Source organism: Streptomyces sp. NPDC001502 (assembly GCF_042894785.1).
GTDB lineage: Bacteria > Actinomycetota > Actinomycetes > Streptomycetales > Streptomycetaceae > Streptomyces > Streptomyces kutzneri.
Genome location: NZ_JBIAVW010000008.1, coordinates 131,958 through 144,022, shown reverse-complemented (window position 1 = coordinate 144,022; position 12,065 = coordinate 131,958). Strand labels below are relative to the sequence as shown.

The 12,065-nt window shown below is 73.1% G+C and carries 11 protein-coding genes; 10 read left to right on the top strand and 1 reads right to left on the bottom strand.

What is annotated here, in order from left to right; genetic code table 11:
- Nucleotides 1-90 precede the first annotated feature (90 nt).
- Nucleotides 91-1,890, top strand: coding sequence for a gamma-glutamyltransferase (gene ggt, locus ACFY0D_RS16155; RefSeq protein ID WP_390798926.1), 1,800 nt, complete (start codon nucleotides 91-93; stop codon nucleotides 1,888-1,890).
- Between the two features lie 49 nt (nucleotides 1,891-1,939).
- Here ggt and map read toward each other — a convergent pair whose 3' ends face one another.
- A complete protein-coding gene (gene map / locus ACFY0D_RS16150) occupies nucleotides 1,940-2,707 on the bottom strand; it encodes a type I methionyl aminopeptidase (RefSeq protein ID WP_390798925.1) in 768 nt (255 codons plus the stop codon).
- Between the two features lie 64 nt (nucleotides 2,708-2,771).
- Here map and ACFY0D_RS16145 point away from each other — a divergent pair, with 64 nt between their 5' ends.
- From ACFY0D_RS16145 to ACFY0D_RS16105, 9 genes are all read left to right on the top strand, one after another.
- Nucleotides 2,772-3,023 (top strand): helix-turn-helix domain-containing protein, encoded by a 252-nt coding sequence (locus tag ACFY0D_RS16145; protein WP_030714642.1) that lies wholly within the window; start codon nucleotides 2,772-2,774, stop codon nucleotides 3,021-3,023.
- A gap of 100 nt (nucleotides 3,024-3,123) precedes the next feature.
- Nucleotides 3,124-4,323: an alginate lyase family protein gene (locus ACFY0D_RS16140; RefSeq protein ID WP_390798924.1), complete on the top strand. Its 1,200-nt coding sequence runs from the start codon at nucleotides 3,124-3,126 to the stop codon at nucleotides 4,321-4,323.
- Nucleotides 4,324-4,342: 19 nt separating this feature from the next.
- Complete coding sequence (locus tag ACFY0D_RS16135; RefSeq protein ID WP_390798923.1) at nucleotides 4,343-4,723, top strand: PPOX class F420-dependent oxidoreductase; 381 nt, start codon at nucleotides 4,343-4,345, stop codon at nucleotides 4,721-4,723.
- 45 nt (nucleotides 4,724-4,768) lie between these two features.
- Complete coding sequence (locus ACFY0D_RS16130) at nucleotides 4,769-6,271, top strand: hypothetical protein (RefSeq protein ID WP_390798922.1); 1,503 nt, start codon at nucleotides 4,769-4,771, stop codon at nucleotides 6,269-6,271.
- Nucleotides 6,272-6,448: 177 nt separating this feature from the next.
- Nucleotides 6,449-7,291 carry a nitrilase-related carbon-nitrogen hydrolase gene (locus ACFY0D_RS16125; protein WP_189740752.1) on the top strand — a complete coding sequence of 281 codons (843 nt, stop codon included), beginning with the start codon at nucleotides 6,449-6,451 and terminating at the stop codon, nucleotides 7,289-7,291.
- The gene (locus ACFY0D_RS16120; protein WP_390798921.1) at nucleotides 7,288-8,583 is read left to right on the top strand and encodes an aspartate aminotransferase family protein; all 1,296 of its coding nucleotides are present in this window, start codon (nucleotides 7,288-7,290) and stop codon (nucleotides 8,581-8,583) included. Before ACFY0D_RS16125 ends, ACFY0D_RS16120 begins: the two co-directional genes overlap by 4 nt.
- Before the next feature lie 9 nt (nucleotides 8,584-8,592).
- Nucleotides 8,593-9,993 carry a dihydropyrimidinase gene (hydA, locus tag ACFY0D_RS16115; RefSeq protein WP_382550316.1) on the top strand — a complete coding sequence of 467 codons (1,401 nt, stop codon included), beginning with the start codon at nucleotides 8,593-8,595 and terminating at the stop codon, nucleotides 9,991-9,993.
- A 19-nt stretch (nucleotides 9,994-10,012) separates the two neighbouring features.
- Nucleotides 10,013-11,014, top strand: a complete 1,002-nt coding sequence (locus ACFY0D_RS16110) for a TIGR03842 family LLM class F420-dependent oxidoreductase (RefSeq protein ID WP_390798920.1) — start codon at nucleotides 10,013-10,015, stop codon at nucleotides 11,012-11,014.
- Between the two features lie 188 nt (nucleotides 11,015-11,202).
- A complete protein-coding gene (locus ACFY0D_RS16105; RefSeq protein WP_301365014.1) occupies nucleotides 11,203-12,027 on the top strand; it encodes an inositol monophosphatase family protein in 825 nt (274 codons plus the stop codon).
- Nucleotides 12,028-12,065 lie beyond the last annotated feature (38 nt).

Genomic DNA, 12,065 nt, shown 5'->3' with positions numbered 1-12,065 from the left:
TAGCGGCCGGGCCGCCTTCCTGACGCGGGGGGTGCGGTGAAGTTACGCTGCGCGAACCAGACCTGACAGGCCGTCGACCGGAGGAACCGCATGCGTGCTCCCGCCGCACGTCAGTTAGCGCTCGTCGCCCTCGCCGGGGCACTCGTCTCCACCGGGGCCGCGGCCCCGCCCACCACGACCACCCCGCCGGCCAAGGTGCCGGTCGCCGCCGGCTACGGCGGGGCCGTCGCCAGCGTCGACGCCGACGCCACCGCCGTGGGCATCGCCGTCCTGCGCTCCGGCGGCAACGCCGTGGACGCGGCGGTCGCCACCGCCGCCGCGCTCGGGGTGACCGAGCCCTACTCGGCGGGCATCGGCGGAGGCGGCTACCTCGTCTACTACGACGCCCGCTCGCACCGGGTGCACACCGTCGACGGCCGCGAGACCGCCCCCGCCACGGCCACCGAGGCGCTGTTCCAGGAGAACGGCCTCCCCATCCCCTTCGCGGAGGGCCAGACCAGCGGCCGCGGGGTCGGCGTGCCCGGCACCCCCGCCACCTGGAAGAGCGCCCTCGACGCCTGGGGCACCCGCCCGCTCGCCACCCTGCTGAAACCCGCCGAGAAACTGGCCCGCGAGGGCTTCACGGTGGACAGCACCTTCCGGGCCCAGACCGAGCTCAACCAGGACCGCTTCAAGGACTTCCCGGCGACCTCGAAGCTCTTCCTGCCGGGCGGCGCCCTGCCGGTGGTCGGCTCCACCTTCAAGAACCCCGACCTCGCCGCCACCTACGCCGAACTCGGCCGCAAGGGGACCGGCGCCCTCTACCGCGGACCCCTCGCCGAGGACATCGTCCGGGCGGTGCGCACACCCCCGGTGGACCCGGCGGCCACCCGCAAGGTCCGCCCCGGCGACCTGACCACTGCCGACCTGCGCGCGTACGCGACCAAGCGGCAGGACCCGACCCGGGTGAGCTACCGCGGCCTGGACGTCTACAGCATGGCGCCCTCCTCCTCCGGCGGCACCACCGTCGGCGAGGCGCTGAACATCCTGGAGCGGACCGACCTCTCGAAACTGTCCGACACGCAGTACCTGCACCGCTTCATCGAGGCCTCGCGGATCTCCTTCGCCGACCGGGGCCGCTGGGTCGGTGACCCGGCGGCGGTGGACGTGCCCACGCGTGAGCTGCTCTCGCAGCGGTTCGCCGACTCGCGCGGCTGCCTGATCGCGCCGGACCGTACGCTGACCAGCCCGCTGGCCCCCGGCGACCCGCGCCACCCGGCGGCCTGCGGCGGCTCCGGCCAGGCCGCCCCGACCACGTACGAAGGGGAGAACACCACGCACCTGACGGTCGCCGACCGCTGGGGCAACGTGGTCTCCTACACCCTGACGATCGAGTCCACCGGCGGTAGCGCGATCACCGTTCCCGGACGCGGCTTCCTGCTCAACAACGAGCTGACCGACTTCTCCTTCGCCCCGGCCGCGCCCGGGGTCCCGGACCCGAACCTGCCCGGCCCCGGCAAGCGGCCGCGCTCCTCCATGTCCCCGACGATCGTGCTGGAGGACGGCCGCCCGGTGCTCGCGGTGGGCTCCCCGGGCGGCGCCACCATCATCACCACCGTGCTGCAGACCCTGATCGGCCACCTGGATCGGGGGCTGCCGCTCGTCGACGCGATCGCCGCGCCGCGGGCCAGCCAGCGCAACCAGACCACCACCGAGCTGGAACCGGGCCTGTGGAACAGCCCGCTGCGGGCGGAGCTGGAGGCGATCGGCCAGGGCTTCCGGCAGAACCCGGAGATCGGCGCGGCCACCGGCGTGCAGCGGCTGCCCGACGGCCGCTGGCTGGCGGCCGCCGAGACCAGCCGCCGGGGCGGCGGCTCGGCGATGGTGGTCCGCCCGCACGGGAAGCCGTAGGGACCGGAGGGCGGTTCGGAGGCGATCGGGGTGCGGTGCGGGAGGCGGTTCAGAGGGCGGTGAGGATCCGCGGACCGTCGGCGGTGATCGCGACCGTGTGCTCCGAGTGGGCGGCGCGGCTGCCGTCGACGGTGCGCAGGGTCCAGCCGTCCGCGTCGCAGGTGTAGTCGTCCGTACCGCCCGCGATCAGCATCGGCTCGATGGCGAGGACCAGGCCGGGGCGCAGCTTCATGCCGCGTCCCGGCGGGCCCTCGTTGGGCACGCCCGGGTCCTCGTGCATGGTGCGGCCGACGCCGTGGCCGCCGAAGCCGTCCGGGACGCCGTACCCGGCGGCGCGGCAGGTGGTGCCGATGGCGTGGGCGATGTCGCCGATCCGGTTGCCGGGCACGGCGGCGGCGATCCCGGCGGCGAGGGCCGCCTCGGAGGTCTCGATCAGCCGGAGGTCGGCGGGGCGGGCCCGGCCGACCGTGAAGCTGATGGCCGCGTCCCCGGCCCAGCCGCCGAGCAGCGCACCGAAGTCGGCGCTGACCAGGTCGCCGTCCCGCAGGGGGGCGTCGCCGGGGATGCCGTGCACGATCGCGTCGTTCACCGAGAGGCACAGGACGGCGGGGAAGGGCACCGGCGCGAACTGCGGCCGGTAGCCCAGGAAGGGCGAGGTGGCGCCGGCCTCGCGGAGCACCTCGTGGGCCACCCGGTCCAGGTCCAGCGGGGACACCCCCACGTCGGCGGCCTCCCGTACGGCGGCCAGGGCGCGGGCGACCACCCGGCCCGTCGCCCGCATCTCGTCGATCTCTCGGTCCGTCTTCAGTTTCACCATGCCAATAACTATACCGGTATAAAAATAACGGGATAGTTATTGGTGTGCGGGGTAGGATGACGGCATGGTCCGTACCCCCCTCACCCCCGAAGAGCGCGAGCGCGGCGAGCGGCTCGGCGTCCTGCTGCGCGAGGCCCGCGGCGACCGGAGCATGGTCGAGGTCGCGGCCGGCGCCGGGCTCTCCGCCGAGACCCTGCGCAAGATCGAGACCGGCCGGGCACCCACCCCCGCCTTCTTCACGGTCGCCGCCCTCGCCGCGGCCCTCGGCCTCTCCCTGGACGACCTGCTGCGACGCTGCGCCGTCGTCCCCGCCTGAGGCGTGTCCCGGCCTGCCGTTCGGGCGGGCCCGGCGGCCAGACGGCCCAATCGGCGGTGGGCGGTCCGGAGCGCGGGGCAAGCGTGAAGGCGTGTCAGCCATGAACGCATCCAAGCGAGTCGGTTTCGCAGTCGTCGGCGCCCTCCTCGCGGGCGGCCTGCTGCTCGCGGCGTGTGCCGCCCCCGAAGGCCGCCCCCGCGCGGGCGAGGTGGTCTTCCGCCACCCCGGCGTCGTCGTCAGCCACGGCCAGCTTCGGCAGGCGAAGCAGATGGTCGCGGCCGGCAAGGAACCCTGGCTCTCCGCGTACCGGGCCCTCCTCGGAAGCCGCTACGCCTCGCTCGACTACGCCCCGCACCCGGCCGACGTGGTGCCCTGCCCCTTCAACAGCGGACCGCAGTCCTGCCTCGACGAACGGCAGGACGCGATCGCCGCCTACACCCACGCCCTGCTGTGGTCGGTGAACGGCAGGACCGCCCACGCGCGCAAGGCCGTACAGATCATGGACGCCTGGTCGGCCGTGATGAAGAGGCACCGCGAGGACAACGCCGGACTCCAGGCCGCCTGGTCCGGATCCAGCTGGGCGCGGGCCGCCGAGATCGTGCACGCCGACTACCCGAACTGGGAGGAGCCCCAGGTCACCCGGTTCAAGGAGATGCTGCGCAAGGCCTACCTGCCGGCCGTGCGCACCCAGGTCCCCGCCTACAACGGCAACTGGGAACTGGCCATGACCGACGCCGCCGTCTCCATCGCCGTCTTCCTGGAGGACCAGGTGATCTTCCGGGAGTCCCTGGAGCGGTTCCGGGCGCGCGTGCCGGCGTACTTCTACCTCCGGATGGACGGCCCGCGCCCGATGGCCCCGCCGTACGCCGCCATCGAGACGGCCGCCCAGGTCAAGGCGTACTGGTTCGACCAGGGCACCTACGTCGACGGCATCGCCCAGGAGACCTGCCGCAACCTGATGCACGTCGGCTACGCGCTCGCCGCGTCCGCGCACATCGCCGAGACCGCCTGGCACCAGGGCGTAGACCTGTACGGCGAGCAGTCCGCCCGGCTGCGCACCGCGCTGGAGTTCCACGCGAAGTACCAGCTTGGCGCCGAGGCCCCGCCGTGGCTGTGCGGGGGCAAGGTGGAGCGGACCATGGGGCCCGACCTGGAGGTGGCCCTGCACCACTACGAGACGCGGACCGGCGCGAAGCTCCCGTACACCCGCGCCCTGGTCGAGAAGACGCGTCCGGCCGGGACGGACGAGCTGTTCGTGGCCTGGGAAACGGTCAGCCACGCAGAGACCCCGCCCGCCTGACACCCCCTAGGGTGCGGTCATGGATCTCGAAGAGCTCGGCAGGGCGCGGTACGTCAGTCTCACCACCTTCCGCAAGGACGGCACGCCCGTGGCGACACCGGTGTGGGCGGTCGCGGACGGGGGTGAGCTGTACGTGTGGACGCGCAGCGATTCGTGGAAGGTCAAGCGGATCCGCACCAACGGGCGGGTCACCGTCACCGCCTGCGACATGCGCGGGCGCGTCGAAGAAGGGGCGCAGACACGGGAGGGCGAGGCCCGGCTGCTCGACGAGGCGGGGCTGCGGCGGGTGCGGAAGCTGATGTCGCGCAAGTACGGCTGGCAGTTCTGGTTGGTGGACGTGCCCGCCGCCCTGGCCCGCCGGGGCAAGCGTCCGCACACCGCGATCGCCGTCAAGCTTTGAGACTCCCGTAGCCCGCCCGTAACACGGGTGGGATCCAATGCGGTCATGGAGACCGCGACTTCGCTGGCGATCAGTCAACTCTCGGGGTACTTGCGGGGGTTGACGCAGAGGCTGGATCCCGGGGCAGGCTGGTACGGGGAGTTCCTGCGCCGGGATCCGGAGGGGATGAAGGCCTGTCTCGACGGGACGGCGATGCCCCCCTGGGACGTGGTGGAATCGCTGCTGCGGGACCTGGCCGGGGCGCGGGGGGCGGAGTTCGCGACGCGGGAGACCGTATACGCGGCCCAGCTGCGGGCGGCGGCCGTCGCCGTGTGGGACCGGCTGCCGGGCGGCGAGGGGGAGCTGCGGACCCTGATCGCGGCGGCGGTGGCACAGCGGGCCGATGCGCAGACGGCCCTGCGGAGCCTGACGGTACGGCTCGGCAGGGCCGCCGACCGGACCGAGACGGACGCCCTCACCCGGGAACTCTCCTGGGCCCAGGACGACGTGGCCCGTGCCGTGGCCAGGCACGAAGACCTGGCTGCCCGCCTGCGGGCCCTGCGGGCGGGCCCCGACGGGCTGTGGCCGGCGCGGCCGGAGACCGCGGAGTGGCTGCCCGGGGTGCCCCGGCAGCGGAAGGCGCACGCCGAACCGGGCGCCGGGCCGGGCAACGGGTCGAGTGCCGGGCCGGGCATGGAATCGAGCGCCGGGCCGGACACCGCGCCGCAAGCGCCCGTCGCCGAGGAGCCCCCCGCCCGCGCCGAGGCGCCGGTCGGCCGGGCCGAGGGGCGGTGGCTGCGCGGTGCGCGGCGCGCCGGCGGCGCCCGGTACGCGGGCTCGGCCGCCCCCGAGGCCCCGGCCTTCACTCCGCCGCCCGGGCACCCCGCCGGGGACGGCACGCCGGGTTCCGGTCCCGGCGCCGCGCTCCCCGCGCCGCGCGGAGCCCGCTTCGGCATCCCGGACGCCCCCGCACCCGAGGCCCCTGGCCCCTCCGAGGCCGCGCCCCGCCCCGTACCGCGTCCCGAGCACCGGGCAGGGCCCGCGGCGGGCGCCCCCGGAGCCGTCGCCGCCGCCCTGCTCGCCCTGCGCGCCCAGGGCCGCAGCGGTGAGGCGCACGTCCTGCTGTGCGAGGCCGCGGCCCGGCCCGCCGAGCACCTGCCCGCACTCGCCGCCGAGCTGACCCGGGCGGGGCTCGCGGCCGACTGGGCCACCCTGCTGTGGGAGGCCTCCTCGCTTCCGCCCGAGCGGCTCGCGGCGGCCGCGGCCGCCCTCGGCGCCGCCGGCCGGGAGGCCGACAGCGACGCCCTGCTGCGCCAGGGCGCCGCCCGTCCGGCCGCCGAGGTCGCGGCCGCGGCGCTCGCCCTCGACGGGGCCGGCCGGATCCGCGAGGCCGACGCCCTGCTCGGCGCCTTCGTCCGGGTGCGCACCGCCGAGGAGGCGGCGGGCCTGGCCCGGCACGACCCGCGGTGGTTCGCCCCGCGACTGCTCCGCGCGGCCCGGGCGCTGCCCGGGCCCCGGCACCGCGACCTGGTCCACGCCCTGCGGGTGGCGGGCATCGCCGACGCGTAGGGGTACTTAACCCGTCCGTCTCCTGACCGCATTCGACCGCGGGGCGACGTAACGTGATCGACTACTCCAACCGCGCACGGCGGTCTTGCCCCACGCTGTGACGAGGCCTACGTTCTACTCCCTACGCATACCGTCTACGTGCGTAGAACTCGGCGTTCCCGTCGCGAGGAGCAGCTCATGGCCCAAGTCGTCCGCGCCGCGCTGGTCCAGGCCACCTGGACCGGAGACACCGAATCGATGATCGCCAAACACGAGGAGCACGCCCGCCGGGCAGCCGCCCAGGGCGCGCAGATCATCGGATTCCAAGAAGTCTTCAACGCCCCCTACTTCTGTCAGGTCCAGGAGCCCGAGCACTACGGCTGGGCCGAGGCCGTCCCCGACGGCCCGACCGTACGCCGGATGCAGGACCTCGCCCGCGAGACCGGCATGGTGATCGTCGTACCGGTCTTCGAGCTGGAGAGCGAGGGCTTCTACTACAACACCGCCGCCGTCATCGACGCCGACGGCAGCTACCTGGGCAAGTACCGCAAGCACCACATCCCCCAGGTCAAAGGCTTCTGGGAGAAGTACTACTTCCGTCCGGGCAATCTCGGCTGGCCCGTCTTCGACACCGCCGTCGGCCGGATCGGCGTCTACATCTGCTACGACCGCCACTTCCCCGAGGGATGGCGCCAACTGGGCCTGGCCGGAGCCCAGCTGGTCTACAACCCCTCCGCCACCTCCCGAGGCCTGTCCGCGTACCTGTGGCAGCTGGAGCAGCCCGCCTCCGCCGTCGCCAACGAGTACTTCGTCGCCGCCATCAACCGCGTCGGCCAGGAGGAGTACGGCGACAACGACTTCTACGGCACCAGCTACTTCGTCGACCCGCGCGGCCAGTTCGTCGGGGAGGTCGCCAGCGACAAGGACGAGGAACTCGTCGTCCGCGACCTCGACTTCGACCTGATCAAGGAGGTCCGCGACCAGTGGGCCTTCTACCGCGACCGCCGACCCGACGCCTACGGAGGACTCGTACAGCCGTGACCAACCCGACCCCGCTCCACAGCCGCCACCGCACCGTCCTGCCCGACTGGCTCGCGCTCTACTACAAGCACCCCATCGAGCTCACCCACGGAGAGGGCCGCCACGTCTGGGACGCGGACGGCAACCGCTACCTCGACTTCTTCGGCGGCATCCTCACCACGATGACCGCCCACGCCCTGCCCGAGGTCACCAAGGCCGTGTCCGAGCAGGCCGGACGGATCATCCACTCCTCCACCCTGTACCTCAACCGGCCGATGATCGAGCTGGCCGAGCGGGTCGCCGCCCTCTCCGGCATCCCCGACGCCCGGGTCTTCTTCACCACCTCCGGCACCGAGGCCAACGACACCGCCCTGCTGCTCGCGACGACGTACCGCCGCTCCAACCAGATCCTGGCGATGCGCAACAGCTACCACGGCCGGTCCTTCTCCACCGTCTCGATCACCGGCAACCGCGGCTGGTCCCCGACCAGCCTCTCGCCGCTGCAGACGTACTACGTCCAGGGCGCGGTCCGCACCCGCGGCCCCCTCGCCCACCTGGACGACGCCGCCTTCACCGCCGCCGCCGCCCGGGACTTGGAAGACGTACTCGGCCAGGCCCGCGGGGGAGTGGCCGCCCTCATCGCCGAACCCATCCAGGGCGTGGGCGGCTTCACCTCCCCGCCCGACGGCCTCTACGGGGCCTTCCGCGAGGTCCTGAACCGCCACGGCATCCTGTGGATCAGCGACGAGGTGCAGACCGGCTGGGGCCGCACCGGCGACAACTTCTGGGGCTGGCAGGCACACGCCCAGAACGGCCCGCCGGACATCCTCACCTTCGCCAAGGGCATCGGCAACGGCATGTCCATCGGCGGGGTCGTGGCCCGCGCCGAGGTGATGAACTGCCTGGACTCCAACTCCATCTCCACCTTCGGCGGCTCCCCGATCACCATGGCGGCCGGCGTCGCCAACCTCGCGTACCTGCTGGAGCACGACCTCCAGGGCAACGCCCGCCGCGTCGGCGGCCTGCTCCTGGAGCGGCTGCGCGCCATCGCCGCCACCGTCCCCGCCGTACGGGAGATCCGCGGCCGGGGCCTGATGGCCGGACTCGAACTCACGAAGCCGGGCACGGACGAGGCCGACCCGGACGCGGCCGCCGCCGTCCTGGAGGCGGCCCGCGAAGGGGGCCTGCTGCTCGGCAAGGGCGGCGGGTACAACACCAGCGTGCTGCGCATCGCGCCGCCGCTCTCCCTCACCGTCGCCGAGGCGGAAGAGGGCGCCGAGATCCTCGAACAGGCATTGCGCAGCATCCAGTAGGGGGATCACATGAGCATCCGCACCCTGATCCGCGGCGGCCTCGTCGTCACCGCCTCCGACGAACTGCACGCGGACGTCCTGATCGAGGACGGCCGCGTCGCGGCGCTGGCCGCACACGGCTCGGCGGCCGCCGGAGCCTGGACGGCCGACCGCACGATCGACGCGACCGGGAAGTACGTGATCCCCGGCGGGGTCGACGCGCACACCCACATGGAACTTCCCTTCGGAGGCACCTCGGCCTCCGACACCTTCGAGACCGGAACCAGAGCCGCCGCCTGGGGCGGCACCACCACCATCGTCGACTTCGCCGTGCAGAGCGTGGGCCACTCCCTGCGCGAGGGACTCGACACCTGGTACGCCAAGGCCGACGGCAACTGCGCCGTCGACTACGCCTTCCACATGATCCTCTCGGACGTCAACGAGAGAACCCTCAAGGAGATGGACCACCTCGTCGGCGAGGGGGTCACCTCCTTCAAGCTGTTCATGGCCTACCCCGGCGTCTTCTACAGCGACGACGGGCAGATCCTGCGCGCCATGCAGCGCGGCGCCGCCAACGGCGGGCTGATCATGATGCACGCCGAGAACGGCATCGCGATCGACGTCCTCGTCGAGCAGGCCCTGGCGCGCGGGGAGACCGACCCCCGTCACCACGGTGAGGTCCGCAAGGTGCTGCTCGAAGCCGAGGCCACCCACCGCGCCATCCAGCTGGCGCGGGTCGCGGGCGCCCCGCTGTACGTGGTCCACGTCTCGGCGGAGGAGGCGGTGGCGGAGCTCGCCGCCGCCCGCGACAAGGGCCTCCCGGTCTTCGGGGAGACCTGTCCGCAGTACCTCTTCCTGTCCACCGACAACCTGGAGGAGCCCGACTTCCAGGGCGCCAAGTACGTCTGCTCCACGCCGCTGCGGCCCAGGGAACACCAGGCGGCGCTGTGGCGGGGCCTGCGGACCAACGACCTCCAGGTGGTCTCCACCGACCACTGCCCCTTCTGCTTCCGGGGCCAGAAGGAACTGGGCCGCGGGGACTTCTCGAAGATCCCGAACGGGCTGCCGGGCGTGGAGAACCGTATGGACCTCCTCCACCAGGCCGTCCTGGACGGGCACATCAGCCGCCGACGCTGGATCGAGATCGCATGTGCGACCCCGGCCCGGATGTTCGGCCTCTACCCGCAGAAGGGCACCATCGCGCCGGGCTCCGACGCCGACATCGTGCTCTACGATCCGCACGCCGAGCAGGTCATCTCCGCCGAGACCCACCACATGAACGTGGACTACTCGGCGTACGAGGGCAGGCGGATCACCGGACGCGTCGACACCGTGCTCTCGCGCGGCGAACTCGTCATCGACCAGCGCGAATTCACCGGCCGGGCCGGCCACGGGGCCTTCGTCCCCCGCTCCACCTGCCAGTACCTGTAAAGCGTCAAGGAGCCGCCCCATGGACTTCGGCCTCGTCCTGCAGACCGACCCGCCCGCATCCCAGGTCATCAGCCTCATGAAGCGCGCCGAGCGCAACGGCTTCCGCTACGGCTGGACCTTCGACTCCGCCGTGCTGTGGCAGGAGCCGTTCGTCATCTACAGCCAGATCCTGGAACACACCCGCAAGCTGCACATCGGCCCCATGGTCACCAACCCCGGCACCCGCACCTGGGAGGTGACCGCCTCCACCTTCGCCACCCTCAACGACATGTTCGGCAACCGCACCGTCTGCGGGATCGGCCGCGGGGACTCGGCGATGCGCGTCGCCGGGCGCAAGCCCAACACCCTGGCCCGCCTGGGCGAGGCCATCGACGTCATCCGGGACCTGGCCGAGGGCCGCGAGGCCCTGGTGGACGGCAACCCGGTCCGCCTGCCGTGGGTCCGCGACGGGAAGCTCCCCGTCTGGATGGCGGCGTACGGGCCGAAGGCCCTGGCCCTGGCGGGGGAGAAGGCCGACGGGTTCATCCTCCAGCTCGCCGACCTCTACCTCACCGAGTGGATGGTCAAGTCGGTCCGCGAGGCCGCCGTCGCGGCCGGCCGCGACCCGGCGGAGATCACCATCTGCGTGGCGGCGCCCGCGTACGTGAGCGAGGACCTCGCGCACGCCCGCGACCAGTGCCGCTGGTTCGGCGGCATGGTCGGCAACCACGTCGCGGACCTCGTCGGCCGCTACGGCGAGCACTCCTCGATGGTCCCCGACGAGCTCACCGAGTACATCAAGGCCCGACAGGGCTACGACTACAGCCACCACGGCCGGGCCGGGAACCCGTCCACCGACTTCGTCCCCGACGAGATCGTCGACCGCTTCTGCCTGCTGGGCCCGGCCGAGGCGCACATCGAGAAGCTGCGGGCCCTGCGCGACCTGGGCGTCGACCAGTTCGCCGTCTACGACATGCACGACGCACGGGAGGCCACGATCGACGCGTACGGCCAGCACGTCATCCCGGTGCTGCGCGACTGACCGACCCACCACGTCCGCCCGGCGGGCCGCCTCCGCGTGGGAGGCGGCCCGCTCCGGCTTTCACGCAGGTCGAGGGCGCGCTCGACCCGGCCACCCCGGGGCCGGTTCACCCCCTGGACACCCGGTGTCCAGGAGCCGGTACGGGAATGGCGGTGGGGTTTGTCGGTCGGGCGTGCTTTGCTGGAGGCATGATCGATGAGTTCCTGGCCCATGGCCTGTCCGATGTGGAAGAGGCCGTCCGCAAGGCGGCGGCGATCGAGATCATGCCGAGATTCAGGCAGCTCGCCGAGCACGAGGTCGACGAGAAGAACGGCCCCCACGACCTGGTGACCGTGGCCGACCGCCAGGCCGAGGAGTACCTCACGGCCGCCCTGACGCGGCTGCTGCCCGGCTCCGCCGTGGTCGGCGAGGAGGCCGTGCACGCCGACCCCGGGGTGTACGCGGCGCTGCGCGCGGACGCCCCGGTGTGGATCGTCGACCCCGTCGACGGCACCCGCCAGTTCGTGAACGGCGACCCGGCCTTCTGCACCCTCGTCGCCCTGGCCCTGCGCGGGGAGATCCTCGCCTCCTGGACCTATGCCCCGGCACTGGAGGAGCTGGCGACAGCCGTGCGCGGGCAGGGTGCGTACGTCAACGGCGAGCGGATCCACTGCGGTTCGCCGGAGCCGGGCGCCGCGCTGCGGGTGGCCATCGCCCACCCGCTGTACACGAGCGACGAGAACAAGCGGACGCTGGCCCGGCTGGACGTACCCGGGGTCGCGGCCCGCCCCTGCGGCTCGGCGGGCCTGGAGTACCTGAAGGTGGCCCGCGGAGAGATGGACGGCCTGGCCTTCACCTGGCCCTCGGCCTGGGACCACGCGGCCGGGCTGCTGCTGGTCGCCGAGGCCGGCGGGACGCAGAGCACAGTCGACGGGGTCCCCTTCCGGGTGGACCGGGACAACGCGCTGCCGTTCGCGGTCGGGCGCGACGAGGCCACCACCGTACGCATCCGGGAGCTGCTCCGGGGCGCCTGACCGGTTCCGGTACGGTCCGGGCGGGCCCGGTCGGGTCC